Genomic DNA, 20,969 nt, shown 5'->3' with positions numbered 1-20,969 from the left:
CAAAAGCGTTTACCGGACCCCATCCAACGCGTTTCACTCTTTGAGCAACGATGCTCGACTTCGGATCGATTGATTGCCAGCGTTCTCGAATACTGTCCGTTCGTTCTGAATCGGGCTGTCGATTCGATTAGAGATGGAAACGCACCGTGCATCCGGAAAATTACTTACCTTCTGGATAACATTCGCCAGTATGAGCGACACGCAATCGGTGGACGACATCGTTTACGAGCCCGATCAGGCGTTCGTCGACTCGACGAACGTCTACGAGTTCATGCAGACGTACGGGATCGAGGACTACGATGCACTCATCGAGCGCAGTCAGGATGTCGAGTGGTTTTGGGATGTTTTAGTCGACTATCTCGACATCGAGTTCTACGAGGAATACGATCAGGTTCGTGATGATACCGACGGTCCGCAGTTCACCGAATGGTATCCCGGTAGTAGTATTAACATCGCGCATAACGTGCTGGACCGGCACGCTGCCCTCGAAAGTGGGAACCGGAACGCTGTCGCTACCATCTGGGAAGGGGAGGATGGAACCGTCCGAGAAATCACGTATCACGAACTGCACCGGCAGTCGAACCGAGTGGCAAACGCGCTGGTCGAGCGGGGCATCGAGAAAGGCGATACCGTCGGTCTCTACATGCCGATGGTGCCCGAGGTCGTATCGATTTTGTACGGCTGTTTCAAAGTGGGAGCCATCGCAGTTCCCATCTTCTCCGGATTCGGTCTCGATGCTACTGCCACGCGTATCGAGGATGCTGCGTGTTCGGTTCTGTTCACGGCCGATGGCTTTCTCAGACGAGGGAGCGATATCATCCTGAAAGACACTGCTGATGGGGCTATCGAGCAGGCTGGAGCGGTCGAGCACACCATCGTTTACGACCGGCTCGGTGCTGATGTTCCGTGGGACGATGCGCGTGATGAGTGGTGGGACGACGCCGTCGCTCCTTGTTCCGATACGTTCGAAACGCGAGAACTCGATGCAGACGCAGAGTCGATGTTGTTGTATTCCTCGGGAACGACGGGCACACCAAAGGGCATCGTTCACACCCACGCGGGCGTCCAGATGCAGTGTGCAAAAGAGATCTACTTCGGATTCGATCACAAGGACCACGACCGGTTTTTCTGGGTGTCAGATATCGGCTGGATGATGGGTCCGTGGACGCTCATTGGCAACCACACGTTCGGAGGAACGATTTTCATCTACGAGGGGGCACCTGACTACCCCAATCCCGATCGATTCTGGCAGATGATCGATCGCCACTCGCTCTCTGTGTTCGGTATTTCTCCGACTGCCATACGTGCGCTCCGAAAGAAAGGCGACGAGTGGCTATCGGGCCACGATCTCTCTTCAGTACGGCTGCTCGGTTCGACCGGTGAGCCGTGGGATCCAGAGTCGTGGCAGTGGTTCTTCGAGAACATTGGTCGGGGTGAGACACCGATCATCAACATCTCAGGCGGAACCGAGATCTGTGGTTGTTTCCTTATGCCGCTTCCTGGTATGTCGCTCAAGCCCTGTACCCTCGGAAAACCTGGTCTCGGGATGGATGTCGACATCGTGAACTCGAACAGTGAAAGCGTCATCGAGGATAACGAGCGAGGCTTTCTCGTCGCGCGCGACTCGTGTCCCTCGATGACGAAATCACTCTGGTCGGGTGATGAGCGCTACCTCAATGAGTACTGGTCGACGTTCGAGGATCCTCCGATGTGGGATCACGGCGATTGGGCACAGATGGACGAAGACGGGTTCTGGTTCCTCCACGGTCGAGCCGACGATGCACTCAATGTGGCGGGACGCAAAGTTGGTCCGGCCGAAGTGGAGGGTGCGCTTATGGACAGCGATCGAGTCAATCAAGCCGTCGCCGTCGGCGCATCCGACGAAACGACGGGAACAGCTGTCATCGCGTACGTCATCGTGGATGCGGAAAGCGAGGAACACGATGAACTACGAGAGGAACTACGCGAGCAGGTCGGTGATAAGCTCGGGAAACCGTTCCGACCACGTGAAGTGCTGTTTGTCGATGCGTTCCCAAAAACTCAATCCGGTAAAATCATCCGTCGAGCCATCGAATCCGTCTACAACGACGAAGATCTCGGCGATTTATCGAGCATTGAGAACCCCGAAGCACTGGACGAAGTCGAGGAAGCACGATAGCATCGATCATTCGTTTTCTTCGATTTTTCCGGACTCGGCCTTTGTCTTCTAACAACTATATACAACGAGCTTCCTGTTCCAGAACATGTTTGTTACACCGTATCGTAATTAATGCTGTCGCCACTCATCACGAACCCACCCATGATGAATGGTTGACAAGGAAGCATGCTATCGGTGGTAATGTCGTCTACACCCGATACTCTCTCGGTGATAGCCCGGAATCACTGTCCAACGCGGTGTCATGCACACCTCCCCTCTGTGTCATATGGCATCCCTTTTTCCGACTACTGTATGACTATCGATTGATAGACTAATGAGAATGTATTCGATACGTCTATATCTGTGATGGTGATAGTATGCTCGTATCAAGCAATTGGTTCGGGTACCATTCCTTCCTGCCAACCCGATAGCGGAGAAACGGCGTTAAGGAGTGTCTCTGTCCTGAACGCCATCTCTCCTTGTGCTGCGCCTTTGATCAGCTTTGGTGGACCACAGTGACAGTCGAAAATCGGGGCCTTTGATTTTCGGAACCACGAAACGGCAACTTCTCACACATCTCCGCAAAGGAGGGCCGTAGCGCCTGCACAACGGCAATAACGCCCGGCGCATCTGAGAGTCTCTATCTCGCATACCCACTCAACAAAAGCTGTGTGCTAAGCACGAAGATACTGCCGGCTATACAAGGCGGTTTAATACAAGTAACTGGTAACGAGAACCACAGAAACGGACTGAGTGACGGTAGCTCCGGCAGAGAGGTGGGTATGCGAGAATCGCTGTGTCTCTCTGCCGACAATTAATGTACTACTTGCGAGATAAAAAGTGTAAGGATGGCTTCAATGGTGAATTGATCGTTCAGTCATCCGGATCGAGTATATCCATTCTCTGTTTCGGGAAAGTCACCAAATGGATACAGGTAACTAATACTGATTTCATTGTCCAGAGGAAATAACGAGGGTTTTTGAGCAAGGGCGGAGTGACTCGGTGTATGCGGGAGGTCCTTGAGGAGTGGCGTCCAATCGTCGACGGGGAGATCGAGCGGCTACTACCACGAGCTATTAACGAGACGTATCTCTCGGAGTTTTTCGGTCCTGCGAGTTACGAGTACGATCCCGATAGTCTACAGCGAGCACTTTCAGTTCCTATCTGGAACTTGCTTGATCGCGGCGGCAAGCGTTGGCGTGCGATCGTGTTTCTGTTACTCATAGATGGGTTTGGCGAAGATCCACACGACTATCTTCCCTACGCCTGCATCCCAGAAATCCTCCACAATGGGACGATCATCGTCGACGATGTCGAAGATGGTGCTACCATGCGCCGAGGACAGCCAGCACTACATCACATCAAGGGTACCGATGTTGCACTCAATGCTGGCAACGCAATGTACTTCTTACCGCTTAAGATCATCACTCACAATCCTGCCGATTTATCCGCTGAGACCCGACTCAGCGCCTACGAAATGCTGATGCATGAACTCAACAGGACCCATCTCGGTCAGGGAATGGATATCTGCTGGCACAACAAACAGGAGATCGACATCACCGAGCAGGAGTATCTGGAGATGTGTGCGTGTAAGACAGGCTGTCTCGGTCGTATCGTCGCTCAACTCGCTACGATCGTTACTGGACAGGACGAGTCGGTCCAGCAGACCGCAGCGAAGTTCACTGAACTGATGAGCGTCGCCTTCCAGATCGGTGACGACATTCTCGACGTGGAGACAAGCAACGAGGACGGTGGTTCGTTCGGTAAAGGTGCTGGAAACGACATTCGTGAGGGAAAGAAGACGCTGATGGCAATCCATGCCGCAAACCACGCACCTCCTGAGAAGGTCGCACGCATGGAAGAGATCCTCTGGGCCGACGATAACACCCCCGAAGAAATTGAGACCGTTGTCGATCTCTTCTATGAGACCGGCAGCGTCGAGTACGCGCGTGAACAGGCACAGATGATCTCTAAGAGTGCGCGCGAAAATCTCGCAGAACTGGATCTCGATCCAGTGGTCACCGAACAGCTCTCTGAATTCACACAGTTCGTGATCGAGCGGAACGCGTGAATAGATAGCCCTCATCGTGTTATTCTCTGTGACTTATACTGTGTGTGAGTCGTTTTCTGGTGCAGTATTCACGTGAGTTATATTGGTACTGATCACTAAGCCGCATCACTGATATACGTCCTCTCTAACCCCTGTATATGTCTGCGTTCGATTTCGATACGGAGTTATTGACTGAGCTGACTGAAGCGAGTGGTGTCCCGGGATACGAGGACCGCATTCGTGAGATTGTCCGACGAGAGCTGGAAGAAACGACAGACGTGATCCGGTCGGATGCGATGGGAAACGTCGTCGGAACACTACACGGCGAGAGCGAGTACAGCGTTGCCGTCGCAACGCACATGGACGAGATCGGATTCATGGTTCGGCACATCACCGACGACGGATTCCTTACCATCGATGCGCTCGGTGGGTGGGATCCTCGTGTTTTGCGCGCCCAGCGGGTGATCGTCCACACCGATGAAGGCGATCTACCGGGCATCATTGGTTCAGCACCGCCACACACACAAAACGAGGAAGATCGGAAGAAAGAGCCGTCTCTCACGGACGTGTATATCGACGTGGGAATGGACGCAGACGCTGTCGAACAACGGGTGAGCGTCGGCGATCTCGTCACGATGGAGCAGACCACAAAACAGGTCGGTGAGCATATCACGGGGAAGGCACTGGATGATCGCGTTTGCCTGTTTGCCATGCTGGAAGCTGCCCGTCGCATCGACCAGCCCGAAGTCACGATCCACTTTGCCGCCACCGTCCAAGAGGAAGTGGGACTGCGCGGAGCAAGCGCACTCGGTGTCGATCTCGATCCTGATCTCGCTATTGCGCTCGATGTGACCGTCGCCAATGACATCCCAGACTACGACGACGAGGAGTCTGTTACTGAACTTGGAGACGGAACGGCCATCAAGCTCAAAGATTCAAGCGTCATCACGAATCCAAAAGTACATCGTCGGATGCAAGCAGTCGCCGACGAGAACAACATTCCATACCAGCTCGAAATCCTCCCACGTGGCGGGACTGACACCGCTGGTTTCCAGAACACCTACGGTGCGAAACCCGTTGGAGCGATTTCGATACCAACCCGGTATCTCCACACCGTCACCGAAAGTGCACATCAGAACGATATTTCGGCGACAATTGACCTCCTAACCGTCTTCCTACAGAACGAATCAGGAAATAACGAATACCGACTATAGCGCAGGAGATGAATCAAAGTATTCACTACGACCGATTCCATAGTCCCCCACATGAACACGGACGAGGGTATGAATCGTCGTGACTTTCTCCGGATGACCGGGGGCGCTGCTACCGCTACCGCTGTCGGCGCGAGCGGAACCGCAGCCGCACAGGAAGGCGGCGGCGGAAATAACAGCAGTAGCGGTGTCGGTGGGAACAACAGCAGCGGCGCTGGTGGGAACAACAGCAGCGGCGCTGGTGGGAACAACAGTAGTGGTGCCGGTGGAAACAACAGCAGCGGTGCTGGTGGGAACAGCAGTGGTGGCGAGGGTGGCGGTGGCTCTGGTCCGATCGACTACGGCGGCTACTTGGACGACGCCGGCGGGTGGAGCGAGGGTGGCACGGCTGACATGACTGGCAACAATCAGGTGACGATCAAAGTCGGGCCGGGTGGAGAGAACGTCTTTGATCCGGTTGCGGTGCACGTTGACCCCGGGACGAAGATCGTCTGGCAGTGGGAGGGCCCAGGCCACAACGTTGAGGCCGAGAACGGCGAATTCAAAAGTGAGACCAAAGGCTCGGGCACCTTCGAATACACCGCCGAAGAAGAGAAAGTCATCCCGTACTTCTGCCAACCACACAAGAGCATGGGGATGAAGGGTGCGATCGCGGTCGGAAACGTTGAACGGAAGGAACCAGCCGCACCCGTTACGCCAGCAGTCAGTGAGGGCTCAAAAATGCTCGGCGTTTCGACGTTCATCGCAATGGTCTCGACACTTGGGCTGGCGTACTTCTTCCTCAGGTACGGTGGCGACTACGAATAAGCTGATACTCATACCACCGAGTGAGAGGATCCATCCTCCCGGATGGAGCTGACTCCGGCTATCACATAATCCACCGATAGCGTTACGATTTTGAGAGGACAGTCGGTGTTTCCGTTCGACTACGAAAGTAGCGGCTTTGCATCGCGTAAAACACGCTGTATAAGCTACTACCCTAATGTGGAAATCTTCGCCCTTCTGGGCGAAGGGGGTTCAAACCGAAACCGGTGTTTTGTGCACCTTCAGATCGATTTCTCGCTCTTCTCCTTCGAGGTCAGCGACCATGCGTCGGATAACGATGCGAGCCGCTGTTTCGATCTTTGGCTTGACTTTGTCGATCACTTTATTGCGGACGAATCCGGGAAGGTTGAGCGTATCACCGTCCAACGTGTCCGGATCGAACTCCGCGAAACACCGTACCCGGCAGGCGTCCGGTTTGTCGTCTGGTGCTTCGTCTGGGACGTGTTCGATCTCCCAGTAGCCGTGTGCATCGACGCCTTTGGCTAGTTCCCAATCGATTCGATTCGGTGGGTCAACGTCCGTGACCTTTGAACGTGCGGTGTAGTCGATTTTCCACCACGATACCGTGATATCGTACACTGCACCGGCGTCGTCCTCTCCTTCACGATCGATGTTCGTTACGTATTTCGTGTATTTACCGTACTGTTGGAAATCGACGAGGAATTCGTAGATCTCCTCTGGCGGCAGGTAGACCAAGGTGCTGGCTTCTACTGTTTCCACGCAGTGCGGTTGCCTGCCATCACGTTAAAGTATTCTGATCTCTCGCTCGATCATGCATTCCATCACACACTCTCGCAAGAACGATCATTTACAACGGTATGGGTCCCATTGCAGAATAATGCTCGAAGGAGTACGGGTTGCGCTCTGTGTGACTGGTTCGATCGCTGCGGTGAAAACGGTTGAACTCGCCCACGAGCTACGACGGCAGGGAGCGACCGTGCGAGCAGTGATGACCGACAGCGCCTGCGGGATCGTCCATCCGTGGTCGGTCGAGTTCGCCACTGGAATGCCAGTTGTCACCGAGATCACCGGATCGGTCGAACACGTCGATCTCTGTGGATATGATGGGTGGGCGGACGTGGTTCTCATCGCGCCTGCGACTGCGAATACGGTCGGTAAGATCGCGGCTGCGATCGACGATACGCCGGTTACCACGTGCGTAACGACTGCGCTCGGAGCAGGCATTCCTGTTGTCGTTGCTCCAGCGATGCACGAACCGATGTACGACCATCCAGGTGTGCTCGACGCCATCGAACGCGTCGAGTCGTGGGGTGTGTCCTTCGTCGAACCGCGCATCGAGGAGGGAAAAGCAAAGATCGCTGCTGAGGAGTCGATCGTGCTCTCGGTCGCCCGTAACGCTGGACCGACCCCGCTTGCTGGCAGGCACATCCTCATTACAAGTGGTGCAACAGCAGAGCGCATCGATCCTGTGCGTACGCTCACAAACCGCGCATCTGGGCGAACAGGCCGAGCAGTTGCGCGTGCTTGCTACGTCCGTGGTGCGGATGTTACGCTCGTCCACAACGGAGCAGAGGTTCCGTACGCTGCCGTCGAACACGTCGAAAGCGCGACGGAAATGATCGATGCGGTCGAGGCATACGCTCCCGACGTGGATGCACTCGTCTCGGCCGCCGCTATCTCCGACTATACCGTCGAAACGCGAGCTGAGAAGATTCGCTCTGGCCAGAGTCTGACGCTCGATCTCGAACCAACGCCAAAGTTGATCGATACGATCCGTGACGCACATCCGACGCTCCCAATCGTCGGATTCAAACTCGAAACCAACGGAGACGATGCTGCGCTCGTCGACGCAGCCAGCGATCGGCTTGATCGGGCTGATCTCTCATTTGTCGTCGCCAACGACGCGAGCGTAATGGGCGAAGAAGAAAGCCGTGTGCTCATTGTTCGGGAAAACGACTACCAGGAGTTCTCCGGCTCGAAATCCGAACTCGGTCTCACGATAGCCGACGAACTCACAGCAGAACTCGATTGAGAACGTGTTCTCGTCTCAATTCGGGCTGTAAAATTTGCGTTCTCAGTTGGACTGCTCCCGATCCGCGTCGGTTCCGTGGTCTGGCTCCGAATCGGAATCGACGTCAGACTGGGACTGTGATTCAGATTCAGACTCTGTCTTTGTCTCTGACTCTGCTGTCTGAGACGGGTCAGATTCCGGCTGTGTGTCTGCTGGTTGGTCTGGTCTGCTATCGATTTCGCCGGGCCACGTCGCGCCGTATTCGAATTCGACACCCATCTTCTGTGCTGATCGTGAGATCATGTGTGCGCCTGTTGGGGCAGTCAAAAACAGGAACACGATCCCGACGAGCGACGTGAGTCCTGCTGCTTGGGCGTCGAAGTAAACGAACCCTGCGAGGAAGAGCGAAGCCGCTCCGAGCGTCGTGGCCTTGCTGGTTGCGTGCATCCGGTTGTACACGTCCGGAAGACGGAGCAACCCGATTGTTCCGACGAGAAGGAAGAAACTCCCGAGGACGATGAGTGCGGTGACGATACTCGCCTGAATGATGTTCGAAGGCATACTGGATTGAATTACTCGATTATGTCTCCTTCCGTGATGTACCGTGCAACTGCGACCGTGCTAATGAAGCCGATGATCGCAAGCACCAGTCCAACAGTGATGAGTACTCCCTCACCTGTTTCGAGTGAAAACAGGACAGCTATTGCCACTACGTTCGTCGAGATGACGTCAAGCGCAACGACACGGTCGGGGGTGGTCGGACCGACGATGACGCGATACGCAGCGAGCAACGTTACAGCGCTCGTGATGAGCAGTCCTCCCTGAATCACAAGCTCAAGGAACCACGGAAGCGCAAGCTCACTCGCCATCTTCTACCCCTCGGTCTACAGAAAGACGTCCCTCACGCTGTTCTTTCGATTTCGATTTCGTTTCTGTTTCCGGTTCTGACTCTGTGCTCTGTTCGTGTTTGCGTTCGTTTCCACTTTCGTTCACATTTATGGTGGGCAATTCTGGTGCGGGATCCTCGGGGTCTGCTTCTTCATCGAAGATGACGAGCGCGAGGTTTTCCCACGCTCGGACGGGTTCGATGATCGAATGAATATTTTGTTTCCCGGTGATCGCGTGGACGAACAGGGTGTTTGTCTCTTCGTCATAGTCCATAGTGAGCGTTCCCGGTGTGAGCGTGATGCTGTTTGCGATGGTCGTGATGGCTGCATCAGTCTGAACACGAAGCGGAATGGCCACCACATCTGGATCAATCGGAAGCGACGGAGAGAGGACGCGGTATGCCACATCGACGTTCGCCGTTAGTAGCTCCCGCAAAAAGTGAAGCAGGTAGCGAACGGCTGCTGGCGTCGACCGGACGACTGGCCCGAGAGCAACCGCCTCAGCGTAGATGTTCCGGGTGGCGTATGCGACGAACAACCCGACAACGAGGCCAACGAGAAACGTCCCGAGAATGCTCTGTGGAGACAGTGTGGCGCCCTTGACGAACAGCCAGACGAGAGCGAGTACGACCCCGATGACGGGCCACTTTTTCACCTTCATCTTCGATTCAGTTGTCATATGTTTGATGAAATACTGTCATTGTTGTCCGTCTCATGCTCCCGTTCCCCCGAGCACTGCGTCGACGTATCCTTGTGTGTCGATAGCCGCGTTTGCGGCGTCAGTTGCAGCGTCGTACAGGGGTTGGAATCCGATTCCGAGGCCGATGATTACGAGTGCGAGTACGGCGCTGATCGCAACCAACGTCGGAACCATGTTTACCTGATCGACTGATTCGCTCGGTGCACCCCAAAAGCCACGCGTCCATGCGAGTGACAGGTATGCGATCGTTAGGATCGCTCCACTGAGTGCGAAGACGAGTACGATGAGGCCGACCGTGTTTTGGGCGGTAACAGCCACATCGAACACGAGGAGTTTTCCGAAGAATCCAGACAGCGGTGGAACGCCGATGAGCGAAAGTGCACCGACGAAGAAGGTTCCCGCGAGCACTGGGTCGCGTTCGACGATACCACCGAGCCGATTGAATTTGAGGCTTCCAACCGCCTCGCTAACTGTCCCACTCACGAGAAACAGCATCCCCTTCGCGAATCCGTGATTAATCGAATAAATGATGGCGGCAACGATGCCGAGTTGGAACAGCTGATCGCCTGGAGAGGCAGTCGCCGCAACCGCGAGCGGGAGGACGATGAATCCAACCTGACCGATGCTCGAATACGCTAACAGCCCATCCAAGTCATCTCGGCCGACTGCACCGATACCGCCGAGGATAATGCTTACAACAGCCATCACGAGGATGATCGGGCCAAAGAAGGCAAGGAATGTCCCTCCGCCGGTCGACGGTACCAGACTCCACGCTCCTGTTCCGATCCACAGTCCTTGTCCACCGATTTCGATCCCCGTTCCTGTTGGAATCGTCACAACAGCGAAGATCGAAAAGTAGAGACGAATGATGGCGTAGATACCCACCTTCTTGACGACGCCTGCGAGCATCGCAGCGACTGGGGCTGGTGCCGCCCGGTAGGCGTCAGGTACCCAGAACTGGAACGGAGCGATGCCGGCTTTGAGCGCAAACACACAGAACAGGAGGGCCGTCAGCCCGAGTACCGGTGCAACAGCGACGTTGTACGCGTCAGGGGCCGCGAGTCGGCGTGCGAGATCGGCCATGTTCAACGTGCCCGTCGTCGCGTACAACCCACCGATCGCAAGCAACATGACGGCGCTACCGAGGAGGTTGAGAACCGTATACTGCAACGCTGCGCGGGTGTGCTCTGGACCGCTGTAGAAGACAACGAGTACGTAACTCGACATCAGCATTACTTCGAACCATACGAAGAGGTTGAAAAGATCACCTGTGAGGAATGACCCGGTAATGCCGACCACCATAAAGTGATACAGTGGATGATACGAGAGCCGTTGGCCCGCTGCGGTGATAGAACGAACGGAGAAGGCGAGTGCGGCGAGTGAGACGACCGCTGTGAGCGCAAGAAAGATGACAGAGAGGTCGTCTGCAACGAGCGTGATCCCGTATGGGGCCTTCCAGTTGGACACTTGGTAGACGAGCGTCCTGTCAGCATCCGACCGCACTGCTCGGAAGAGCAGCCCAACGGCTACAAGATAGACGCCGCCACCGAGGAGGCTGACACCGCGCTGTAACTGCGACCGAGAGCGAATCAGGAGACAGAGGATTGCCGTCAGCAACGCGACGATCAGCGGTGCGACAACGAGATCGCTCATTATCGGTTCACCCCGTCCCACTCTTCGTGTCCGAACTCACGCAGATCGAGTGTTCCGTGTTCCTGATAGACGCGGTAGGTGAGCACGAGCGCGAACGCTGTTGTCCCAAAGCCGATGACGATGGCTGTCAGGACTAACGCCTGCACGAGTGGATCGGTCACGTTCCCGTGGCCACCGCCGCCGTGACCGAGAATGGGGATACTTCCGCCGATACCACCCATGGTCACGAGATAGACGTTCGTTGCTTGGCTGATGATGGTTACACCCCACGTTACGCGAACCACGTCGCGTCGGAGGACGAGGAACGTCCCAAGCGCGAACAACAGTCCGAGCACGACGGCAAGAACGACCTCTGTCATTCGTCTCCCACCACCGCGAGAATCGTCAGGAGTGACCCAACGACGACGAAGTACACGCCAAGATCGAACGCGAGTGCGCTTGCAAATTCGAGCTCTTTGTAGATCGGCACGTGATGAACAAGCGCGACGGCCTGTGTGAGAAACGGCACTCCAAGCACAACTGCGACCACACCCGAACCAGCCGCAAGCGCCAATCCGAACGCAAACATCCGAGTGTACGTCCCGATCGCTCCCGAGAGGAATCTTGACTCTGCTTGTATGGATTCTGTCTCTGCTCCTGTTCCCTCGGCTCCTTCAGCCCCCGAGAGCAACGCTTGGACGAGGTATTCCGAGCCGTAGCTGATGTAAACGAGCGCAAACGCGGTCGCCGTAAGTACGCCCCCGATGAAGCCACCGCCAGGGAGGTTGTGTCCTTGGAGAACCAGTGCAATGGCGGTCAGGAGGATGATCGGAACAACGGTTCGGACGACGGTCCGAGCGATAATGGTCGGCTGAGTAGTCATGCGCTTTCACCCCGATTTCGCATACCGATGAGCGTGAGAACTGCGAGTGCAGCCATCGCCACCACCGAGATTTCTCCCATCGTATCGAATGCTCGGAAATCCACGAGGATGACGTTCACGATATTCCCGCCGCCACCCCAGTCCACAAAGACTGGATCGGGATTCGGTGGCACTGGTGCCCGTTCGAGGAAGAAATGTGCGATGCTATCGTTCGGGTGGGCTGCGGTCGTCAACAAGACAGTGAGTGCGACGGTGACACCGACAGCGCCTGCAATGAGTCCATCGACGACCGCTCGGCTCCGTTTCAGTTCGCCGTAGTACTCTGGGAGCTTATCGAGCACGAGCAGGAAGATCACGAGTACGAGCGTCTCGATGACGAGCTGTGTGAGCGCGAGATCGGGTGCGCTTGCGAGCACGTAGAACACGGCGACCATGAACCCGACGATCGACAGCGTGAGTACGCCCGCGATGTGTGATGGTGCGACGCTAACCGCGATCGCACCGACGACAGCGACACAGAGAATGATAATGATCGGTGCCGCCAGCGTCGGGGCAGCGAGCGACACACCAGCGCCTCCGACGACGTATCCGCCAAGCGCAATCGCGCTCACCGAAAGCAGAACGACGGCTGCGTACGTGCGTAGAATTCGGGTCTGCACGTATCGGGGAACGAGATTGCTCCATCGTCCTAGTCCCTCGATCGTTGAATCGTAGTAGTAGTTCGCCGTGACGGGCGGAATCGATCGCACGCGTCGGATCCCGTTGTGGAGTCGGTCGTAAACGGAGTACGCGAGGAGTCCCGTGACGATGGTGATGGTGCTCATGAGAACTGGTGGTGTGACCTTCGTCGGGAAATACACCTTGAAGTGGTGTTCTCCGAGCATGGTACTCCCGATTGCGTCTCCCACGAGGAGGTTGAAAGCGGTCTGTGGACTGATGCTGATACCGAGCACGAGAAGCCCGAGCACGCCAACTGGCGCGAGCATCGAAAGCGGCGGTCGATGCACCTCTCCTAACTCCTCGGGTCGCTCGCCGAAAAACAGCATGATGAAGCGAACAGAGTAGAGGAACGTAAACACGCTCCCGAAGACGGCGACCACAGGGAACACCCACGCAACACCACCTGTCTGGGCGGCCGTCTCCCATGCGGCATCGAACAGGAATTCCTTCGAATAGAACCCGTTGAATGGCGGCACACCTGCCATACTGAGCGATGCGATAACGGCTATGATCGCCGTAACTGGGAGATCGCGCCGCAGTCCACCGAGATCAGCGATCGACCGCGTACCTGCCTCGTGAGCGATGATCCCTGCGATGAGAAACAGCGCGGCCTTGAACGATGCGTGGTTGAGGATATGGAACACCCCCGCTTCGCCGCCGATCACCTCGGCGAATCCGAAGCCGGCAACGATGAGACCGAGATGCGAAGCCGTCGAGTACGCCAGTAGCTCCTTGATGTCGACCGCTCCGACAGCGAGTATCGCTGCGATGGTCATCGTCGCCAGTCCCAGGGCAACGAACAAGAGCGTCCATCCTTCGGCGATCACCACGTGTTCGGGAACGAACAACGGGCGAAACCGTCCAATGAGATAAACTCCTGCTTTGACCATCGTGGCTGAGTGGAGAAACGCAGAAACCGGCGTTGGGGCCTCCATCGCATTCGGGAGCCAGATGTGAAATGGAACTTGTGCGGACTTCGTCGCTGCACCGATAGCGAGGAGCACGAGCACGGGAATGAACAATCCTGCCGAGTGGAGCGCTCCCCGAATCGCCGCTGCATTGTCAACCTCACCCGGGATACCGATGAGCGATTGCTCAGTCCCAATAAGGGTGAACGTCATTCCACCGAGTGCCTGCCCGGATACGAGATGCAGTATAAGAAAGCCAACGAGCATGAAGAGCCCGCCGGAGACGGTGATAAGCATCGACTTGCGCGCGGCGTACAGCGAGCTTGGAGTGCGCTGATAATGTCCAATGAGAATAAACGAGGCAACGCTCGTCAGTTCCCAGAAGACGAATAGAGAGATGAGATCGACCACCAACGCAACACCGAGCATTGACCCCATGAACGCGAGCAACGCCGCGTAATATTTCATCCTCCCCGGTTCTCCGTGCATATATCCGCCAGAATAGACGAAAACGAGCACCCCAACACCGCTTGCGAGAAGTGCGATGAGGTACGCGAGTCCGTCGAGATATAACACGAGCGAGACACCGAGTGAGGGTATCCAGTTCACTGTGACCGTTCCCCAGTTCTCGTACTGACTCAGTAAAAGCACAAAGCAGAGCATCGCAATGCCTGCCGCAAAGTAGGCAGTACGCTCACCGAGTAGACGGTAGACGAGCGGGACCATTGCCGCACCGACGAACGGAATCGCCAACACGGAGAGGAGGATCGCCGGATCTGGTTGCACACTCTTACTCGCGTCAGTTCATCCTTAACTGTATTGAAGTACGAAATACTGTCTTGAATCCTCACACAGAATATACTACAGCATGGTGTTGTATGGTGGTACTTTCTGGTGAAGGTTTAAATCCAAAAACGAGAGCAATCCGGCATGCACATGCAATGGGGTCGTCCGTACTCCGATGCGTTCGGTCATCGCCGCTTGGACGTACAGCCTTCGGATTCGGTGCAGTCGAGTCAGTCAGCGTTGGTTGCGTCCAGTGGTGGTTCGCTTACTGTCCCTGCAGATCGTGTCACAACATCTCGAATCACGGTGTTCCGGACTCCCCCTACGGATCAGCATGTGCACATCACCCAGTCGTTTCTGGGTGACGCTGAGCAACGACTGAAAACGGACCAGTTGGTTTGTCTGTTAATCCACGAGCGAAACACGACGGTCGAATATAATTCAAGTAATGATCGAGGAAATTTTTGAAAAAAAGCTGCGACAGTGTGTCAGAGTGCGACGAAAACAGCGGTGCCAAAAATAACAATGGACGGACGATCTCGAACAGAACTGAAACAGGTGGTATTCGAGGAGAACCGGGCGGTTTCGCCGGTCATTGGTGTGATACTGATGGTTGCAATCACAGTGATACTGGCAGCAGTGATCGGGGCGTTCGTTCTCGGAATCGGTGGACAACAGCCAGATCCACCACAAACGAGACTGGATTATGACTTCGATAGCGAGGGTGTTGTGATCAGCCACAGCAGTGGCGATGCAATAACTCGGGCAAACATCGATGTCGTCGTTGGTGGCTCGGCGCTTGGAGAGGGAGCTCTCGAATCAGGAGGCTCCGACGAAAAGTACACTGCTGGTGAGGTGATCTATTCAGGGGGTGTCGACAGTGGTGACGAGATTCGGATCATTTGGCGTAATCCATCCGGTGATACGACGACGACCCTGAGCCGCACAACTGTTCCATGAGGCTCGTTTCGGATGCATCACGTGGGAGATCGTTGTTGGACATCGGTGCTTGCCCTCTTGACTGAGCTGGTGAACTCTCGTTGTTTGTTCTCTGGCCGTTACCAGACCAACACTATCCTCACAAAATTTTAGTAAATATTACTATAGAATGATAAAATATAATATAGATGTAGTTCCTACTGTGTTTGTTCGAGGGAATTAGCTAATGAATACTCGGCGGTCACACGATCGAATGAATCGAATTCACAACAAATGAGGAATATAGCATTTAATAATGATGATGGCGGGTAAAGAAAGCCCCGATCCGGGTCGTGATCTGGCTGGTTGTGCAAGTGAAATGAGTACCCAACCTGATAAGAGTTAAATGGCCGCTTCCCCGACAGTCGCTAACGGTTAGTTCGATGGTACGGAAGAAGAAACTCAGTCCCAGCGGGACCAAAGACGCAGACGGCCAGTACCATAATGCTCACCTCAATCTACACGAGGATGAGTTGACCGTCGCAGGGATGTCGATCGGTGATGAGGTGTTTGTCCGCGTCCGCGAAGACAAGATTATCATTCAGAAGGCGGATCAAGAGGAGGTAGAACACGACTTCTGAGTTCAATTTTACGGTGCGGACGTATCTAACACGGTATTCGTAAGATTCGATACAAACGATGGAGAATCAGTCGTATCTGAAACGCAACTCAGCCGTTCTTTACCGTTTGGATCGCTTGTTTGAACGTTGCGTAGGGCTGTGCACCCGCGAGCTTCTTTGATGTGCCCGTCTTTCGATTGTAAAAGATGAACGCGGGTGTTCCCTTTATGTTCTCCCGGTCGGCAACGGTAACCTCGGCTTTGATGTCCTTTCTGATTTTGTCTTGACGATTCTCGATACACGTCGTGATGGCGTCAGTATCGATACCGACATCCTCTGTGATCTTGTAGAGATTCTTGATATCCGCCCAGCCGCTCCCTTCCTCCCCTTGCTGTTCAAACACAGCGTGGTGCCACTTCCAAAATAGGTCAGGGTCATCGTCTGCAACCTGACGCCAGACGCATTTGGCCATCAGAGCCGCTGGGAACGAGTTTTCACCGATGTTTGGTAGTTGGAGAAAGACCACCCGAAGCGTCCCATCAGCGATCGCACTTTTGGCAATCTGTGGATGGATCTTCATCGCAAATGTTTGGCAAAATGGACAGAGATAATCACTCCAGTAGTACAGGTCCACCGGAGCATCGTTCGAACCCATCACTGGGCTTTGATCTAGTTTCACATCGAACTTGGTCGTCCCCGTCGCACTATGCATGAATGGGAACGATCCCTCGGGACCGTCTGATGGCGCCTCAGTTGCTGTTCCCGGCATGGACGTCCCGGTTGATGTCGTACCTGACGGTGAACTCGTCTGATTCGATTTGGGCGACGATCCGTCCGAATCCATAATGCTGGTGCATCCAGCAAGGCCACCGGCGAGTGCGAGGGTTGCCCCCCGAAGTAGTGTCCGCCGCGTCTGTTTCGATTGGCTTTCGGGCATCATTGTCTCGGAGCTATAATGTACTGTCAGCTGATGCTCCGTACACGACTTCTGTGTCGGTCTTCCCTCTAACTCTTGTGTTTCGTCTTAAAATACATTATTAAAAATTATGATATTGCAGTTATGTGAATGTCGTTTCTTTGGTGTGGGTGTAACGATCACGCATTCAGTATGAACTAGCCGTATTTTTACGTCTTCGTAGTATACGGGCAACATGGAAAGACTGGCCGAGTCGCTTCGTGACGCACCGATCATCCGGAAGGGAGAGTATGAATATTTTGTTCATCCCATCAGCGACGGCGTCCCGATGCTAGAGCCGGAACTTCTCCGTGAGATCGTCATCGGTATCATCCGGAAAGTCGACCTCGATGGCGTCGATAAGATTGTCACTCCTGCGGCCATGGGCATTCACATCTCGACAGCGGTCTCGCTGATGACTGACATTCCGCTCGTCGTCATCCGAAAGCGCCAGTATGGTCTTGAGGGGGAGGTGTCGCTCGCACAAGTGACAGGATATTCTGAGAACGAGATGTATTTGAACGATGTCGAGGCTGACGACCGCGTGCTCTTGCTTGATGACGTTCTCTCGACGGGAGGCACACTTCACAGTATCACGACTGCACTCGGAGAAATCGGCGCAGATGTCTCAGATATTGTCGCGGTTATCAAGAAAGTCGGTGGCGAGAACAAGGTAAAAAACCACGACGTAAAGACACTCATCAACGTCGATGTCGTCTCGGGGGAGGTCGTCATTGTCGACGAAAACGGTGACGGATAGTCTTATTCGTTCATTTTCACACCGATTTGCACACAATCGAGGAAATACACGCGTTGCCTTGGTTGTGGTATGGCAATAGCGACGGATTATGGCATCCACATACACAGTCTGTGAACCTGTCTCTGCGTATCTCCGGACTTGATGGTATATCTGATTACCATTCCACACCGTCGTCTGACAGCAATCATCTTAATATTTGGACAATATCTGAAGTTTCAGTCTTGAAACACTGACATACAAACACATAACTATTATTCGAATGTCGATCGTTGTCGTAGTATGACTGACTGGATCGGTAGAACATTTACGAGCACCGTCGGATGGGATCATCTCGAACAGCTCGTTGACATCGGAAATCGGATGGCGGGCAGTGACGGTGAACACAAAGCGGCAATCGCAACCCGTGATGCGCTCGATGAGGTGGGAGCGCGCAATGCCCACCTCGATTCGTTCGAAATTCAGGGCTGGACACGAGGATCGAGTGCTGTCCACGCGGGCGGTACCGATCACGAGAGCATCGCGCTCCCACGCAGTCCCGCAGAAAGCGCTACTGGTGAACTCATCGATCTCGGGTACGGTCTTCCAGAAGACTTCGATGTCGATCTCGACGGAAGCATCGTTATGGTTTCCAGTACCGTTCCTGACTGGTATAGCCGCTTCATCCACCGCCGTGAGAAGTACTACCGTGCGGTACAGTCGGGAGCAGCCGGGTTCATTTTCGAAAATCACGTCGAGGGATGTCTCGCACCGACGGGCAGCGTCGGGACTGCTGAGGCACCGATCGGAGACATCCCAGCGGTTGGCGTCTCCAGCGAGGTTAGTGCACGTCTCGCCAGACAGTTCGAGAGCGAACAGATCACGGTTGAGGTCGATGCGACCTACGACGATGCGACGAGCCAGAACGTCCACGCGTACCTCGGGCCAAAAATCGATGAAAACGAAGATGATGAGCAAGCTGAGGAAATCCTCGTAACCAGTCACATCGATGCACACGACATCGCAGAGGGTGCGCTGGACAACGGGATGGGGACGGCCATGGTCCTCGAACTTGCCGCTGCGCTTTCACGACGCGAGGACGAACTCGAAACCCGGGTTCATTTCGTCGTCTTCGGCGCAGAGGAGGTCGGTCTGTGCGGTTCAGAGTACGAAGCGGATCGGGCAGATCTAGACCGCATCAAAGCAGTCGTGAACAACGATGGCATCGCGCGTGGTCGAACAGTTTCTGCATACACACACGGATTCGATGATCTCGACGATGCTCTCATCGAGATCGAGGAGACGTTCGATCACCCGATATCGAAATCCCCCCAACAAGGACCACACAGCGATCACTGGCCGTTCGTGATCAAAGGCGGCGTCCCAAGCGTCCATCTCATGAGCGAAACCGGAACCCGAGGTCGTGGGTGGGGTCACACGCGCGCGGACACACTTGATAAGCTGGAATCACGAACGCTTCGAGAGAGCGCGATTCTCCTCACTGAACTCATCGTTCACCTCTCGGCTGACGATGTCACCCTCGCCCGCCAGTCCCGCGAGGAGATCATCGCTGCCCTCGAACGCGAAAACAAAGCCGAGGGTATGCGTATCATTGGAGATCTTGCGTGAGATACGTTTTTAGACCGTCAGGACGACAACTCTACTGATGAACGACACACGAGTTGGTGTCGTCGGAGAGTCGAGCGAAACGATAGTGCAAGCAGTTGATGACACTAGCGCGACGCTCGTTGAGGATCCATTCTCCGACCCGACGTTCGTTATTGCCGTCGGCGAAGCCGCCCTCTATTCGCTCATTCCGGACGCCCCCGCACCCGTTCTCCCTGTCGAAACCGGAACCCCCGGTCTCAATCCAGTGTCCCGTGAAAACGTACCAGTGGTGCTTTCAGACCTCCTCGATGAACCACAGCTACACTCTCGTATCCAGTCCCAGCCCCACTCTCAGTCACAGTCACAGTCACAAACACACACAAAAGATCGCTCTCATGTTTCCTCTCGGTCGCAGTTGACAGTCAGCCATCCTGTCATTGGTATTGATCGTCCAGATGGGATGGTCTATGCGCTTATCGATGTCCTGCTCCTCACGTCCGAGCAGGCGCGTATTTCTGAGTATACGGTGATGACCGGTGACGAACCTATTGCGAGCGTCCGCGCTGATGGTATCGTTGTTGCGACTCCTGCGGGAAGTCATGGATACGCTCACGATGCTGGTGGACCGCACATCGCTCCTGAAACAGCCGTTGGTTCGGTTGTCCCGATCGCCCCGTTTTCTGTTACCCACAATCACTGGGTGCTCTCCCTTTCGGATATTCGACTCACGATTGAGCGCGACGATGCGGCCGTCGAACTTCTCGTTGACGGTCGTTCGGTTGGAACGGTTCCCTACACCGACACGCTTCGGCTGAAACCAGTTTCTGCGATCGAAACGATTCGAACCAACAAATAAGGATTGGAAAAGCTCTAATGGAAGCACCTCCCCGATGTAGGTATGGAACTTTCGGTCTTACAGCTCGGCTCGATTGAGACGGCCATCGGTCCGTACCTTGAGTACGTGCTACTCGCTTTCGTACTGATGAATCTCGCAGCCCGTGCTATCGCGCACCGATCGACTGTTCGTCAGGCCAAAGAGGGTGATGCAGAAGCGATCAAACGTCATCCCGCGCTCGTTGCCACGCACGTCCTACTTATTGTTTCCGTGTTCTATTACACGACGCTCCATTTCCACTCCGGCGTCGTGTTATCCGTGCTCGTTCTCGGCATGGTTCTCACAGATTTCTTCGAGTTCGAAGCGCGAAAAGTCGAAGCCCGTCAAAGCCTCCCGATCGAGCGTCCAAAAGGTGCGATCGTCGCGTCGTTATTCGTGCTGTCGTACGCTGCCTACCTCAGTGTGTTCTTCATCATCAAACCACTCTGGACCAAAGTTGTCTGAGATTTCGACCACCTTCCTTTTGACTCGTGTCGAACTGCGTTTGTTGTAGCCTCTCAGTTCCTCACAGGAGCGGCCTGCCAAT

At 54.9% G+C, this 20,969-nt stretch carries 20 protein-coding genes; 11 read left to right on the top strand and 9 right to left on the bottom strand.

Going from position 1 to position 20,969, the window contains the following annotated elements; genetic code table 11:
* Window positions 1–190 precede the first annotated feature (190 nt).
* From MW898_RS14830 to MW898_RS14815, 4 genes are all read left to right on the top strand, one after another.
* Window positions 191–2,158 carry an AMP-binding protein gene (locus MW898_RS14830; RefSeq protein WP_248908543.1) on the top strand — a complete coding sequence of 656 codons (1,968 nt, stop codon included), beginning with the start codon at window positions 191–193 and terminating at the stop codon, window positions 2,156–2,158.
* Between the two features lie 985 nt (window positions 2,159–3,143).
* Window positions 3,144–4,208 carry a polyprenyl synthetase family protein gene (locus tag MW898_RS14825; protein ID WP_248908542.1) on the top strand — a complete coding sequence of 355 codons (1,065 nt, stop codon included), beginning with the start codon at window positions 3,144–3,146 and terminating at the stop codon, window positions 4,206–4,208.
* Between the two features lie 137 nt (window positions 4,209–4,345).
* On the top strand, window positions 4,346–5,401 hold the full coding sequence (locus MW898_RS14820; RefSeq protein WP_248908541.1) for a M42 family metallopeptidase: 1,056 nt from the start codon (window positions 4,346–4,348) through the stop codon (window positions 5,399–5,401).
* A 51-nt stretch (window positions 5,402–5,452) separates the two neighbouring features.
* The gene (locus MW898_RS14815) at window positions 5,453–6,205 is read left to right on the top strand and encodes a plastocyanin/azurin family copper-binding protein (protein ID WP_248908540.1); all 753 of its coding nucleotides are present in this window, start codon (window positions 5,453–5,455) and stop codon (window positions 6,203–6,205) included.
* A 210-nt stretch (window positions 6,206–6,415) separates the two neighbouring features.
* Here the strand turns inward: MW898_RS14815 and MW898_RS14810 are convergent, their stop codons facing one another.
* Window positions 6,416–6,943, bottom strand: coding sequence for an SRPBCC family protein (locus tag MW898_RS14810; RefSeq protein ID WP_248908539.1), 528 nt, complete (start codon window positions 6,941–6,943; stop codon window positions 6,416–6,418).
* Window positions 6,944–7,061: 118 nt separating this feature from the next.
* Between MW898_RS14810 and coaBC the strand changes: the two genes are divergently transcribed.
* A complete protein-coding gene (gene coaBC, locus MW898_RS14805) occupies window positions 7,062–8,216 on the top strand; it encodes a bifunctional phosphopantothenoylcysteine decarboxylase/phosphopantothenate--cysteine ligase CoaBC (RefSeq protein ID WP_248908538.1) in 1,155 nt (384 codons plus the stop codon).
* A 42-nt stretch (window positions 8,217–8,258) separates the two neighbouring features.
* On the opposite strand, the gene mnhG is transcribed toward coaBC, so the two are convergent.
* From mnhG to mbhE, 7 genes are read right to left on the bottom strand one after another with little or no spacing between them, the layout of a single operon-like run.
* Complete coding sequence (gene mnhG, locus MW898_RS26210) at window positions 8,259–8,756, bottom strand: monovalent cation/H(+) antiporter subunit G (RefSeq protein ID WP_373689860.1); 498 nt, start codon at window positions 8,754–8,756, stop codon at window positions 8,259–8,261.
* Window positions 8,757–8,767: 11 nt separating this feature from the next.
* Window positions 8,768–9,064: an MrpF/PhaF family protein gene (locus tag MW898_RS14795; RefSeq protein WP_248908537.1), complete on the bottom strand. Its 297-nt coding sequence runs from the start codon at window positions 9,062–9,064 to the stop codon at window positions 8,768–8,770.
* Window positions 9,054–9,737: a Na+/H+ antiporter subunit E gene (locus MW898_RS14790; RefSeq protein ID WP_444881623.1), complete on the bottom strand. Its 684-nt coding sequence runs from the start codon at window positions 9,735–9,737 to the stop codon at window positions 9,054–9,056. Before MW898_RS14790 ends, MW898_RS14795 begins: the two co-directional genes overlap by 11 nt.
* A gap of 57 nt (window positions 9,738–9,794) precedes the next feature.
* A complete protein-coding gene (locus MW898_RS14785; RefSeq protein WP_248908535.1) occupies window positions 9,795–11,435 on the bottom strand; it encodes a complex I subunit 5 family protein in 1,641 nt (546 codons plus the stop codon).
* Window positions 11,435–11,794: a sodium:proton antiporter gene (locus MW898_RS14780; protein ID WP_248908534.1), complete on the bottom strand. Its 360-nt coding sequence runs from the start codon at window positions 11,792–11,794 to the stop codon at window positions 11,435–11,437. The genes MW898_RS14785 and MW898_RS14780 overlap by 1 nt, the downstream gene beginning before the upstream one ends.
* Window positions 11,791–12,297, bottom strand: coding sequence for an MnhB domain-containing protein (locus MW898_RS14775; RefSeq protein WP_248908533.1), 507 nt, complete (start codon window positions 12,295–12,297; stop codon window positions 11,791–11,793). The genes MW898_RS14780 and MW898_RS14775 overlap by 4 nt, the downstream gene beginning before the upstream one ends.
* On the bottom strand, window positions 12,294–14,711 hold the full coding sequence (mbhE, locus tag MW898_RS14770) for a hydrogen gas-evolving membrane-bound hydrogenase subunit E (RefSeq protein ID WP_368409091.1): 2,418 nt from the start codon (window positions 14,709–14,711) through the stop codon (window positions 12,294–12,296). Before mbhE ends, MW898_RS14775 begins: the two co-directional genes overlap by 4 nt.
* 525 nt (window positions 14,712–15,236) lie before the next feature.
* Between mbhE and MW898_RS14765 the strand changes: the two genes are divergently transcribed.
* A complete protein-coding gene (locus MW898_RS14765; RefSeq protein WP_248908532.1) occupies window positions 15,237–15,671 on the top strand; it encodes a type IV pilin domain-containing protein in 435 nt (144 codons plus the stop codon).
* Between the two features lie 401 nt (window positions 15,672–16,072).
* Window positions 16,073–16,270 carry a hypothetical protein gene (locus MW898_RS14760; protein WP_248908531.1) on the top strand — a complete coding sequence of 66 codons (198 nt, stop codon included), beginning with the start codon at window positions 16,073–16,075 and terminating at the stop codon, window positions 16,268–16,270.
* 88 nt (window positions 16,271–16,358) lie between these two features.
* Here the strand turns inward: MW898_RS14760 and MW898_RS14755 are convergent, their stop codons facing one another.
* Window positions 16,359–17,186, bottom strand: coding sequence for a DsbA family protein (locus MW898_RS14755; RefSeq protein WP_248908530.1), 828 nt, complete (start codon window positions 17,184–17,186; stop codon window positions 16,359–16,361).
* Window positions 17,187–17,400: 214 nt separating this feature from the next.
* On the opposite strand from MW898_RS14755, the gene hpt reads away from it, so the two are divergent.
* The 4 genes from hpt to MW898_RS14735 all read left to right on the top strand — a co-directional run bounded on the left by hpt (window position 17,401) and on the right by MW898_RS14735 (window position 20,887).
* On the top strand, window positions 17,401–17,964 hold the full coding sequence (gene hpt, locus MW898_RS14750) for a hypoxanthine/guanine phosphoribosyltransferase (protein ID WP_248908529.1): 564 nt from the start codon (window positions 17,401–17,403) through the stop codon (window positions 17,962–17,964).
* Between the two features lie 279 nt (window positions 17,965–18,243).
* The gene (locus MW898_RS14745; protein WP_248908528.1) at window positions 18,244–19,569 is read left to right on the top strand and encodes a M28 family peptidase; all 1,326 of its coding nucleotides are present in this window, start codon (window positions 18,244–18,246) and stop codon (window positions 19,567–19,569) included.
* Between the two features lie 37 nt (window positions 19,570–19,606).
* On the top strand, window positions 19,607–20,404 hold the full coding sequence (locus MW898_RS14740) for an NAD(+)/NADH kinase (RefSeq protein WP_248908527.1): 798 nt from the start codon (window positions 19,607–19,609) through the stop codon (window positions 20,402–20,404).
* Between the two features lie 42 nt (window positions 20,405–20,446).
* Complete coding sequence (locus MW898_RS14735; RefSeq protein WP_248908526.1) at window positions 20,447–20,887, top strand: DUF7313 family protein; 441 nt, start codon at window positions 20,447–20,449, stop codon at window positions 20,885–20,887.
* Window positions 20,888–20,969: the final 82 nt, after the last annotated feature.

The organism is Halocatena marina, from assembly GCF_023276375.1.
Taxonomy (GTDB): Archaea; Halobacteriota; Halobacteria; order Halobacteriales; family Haloarculaceae; genus Halocatena; species Halocatena marina.
Note: the sequence above shows the minus strand (reverse complement) of the source record. Positions and strands in the feature narration are given on the sequence as shown.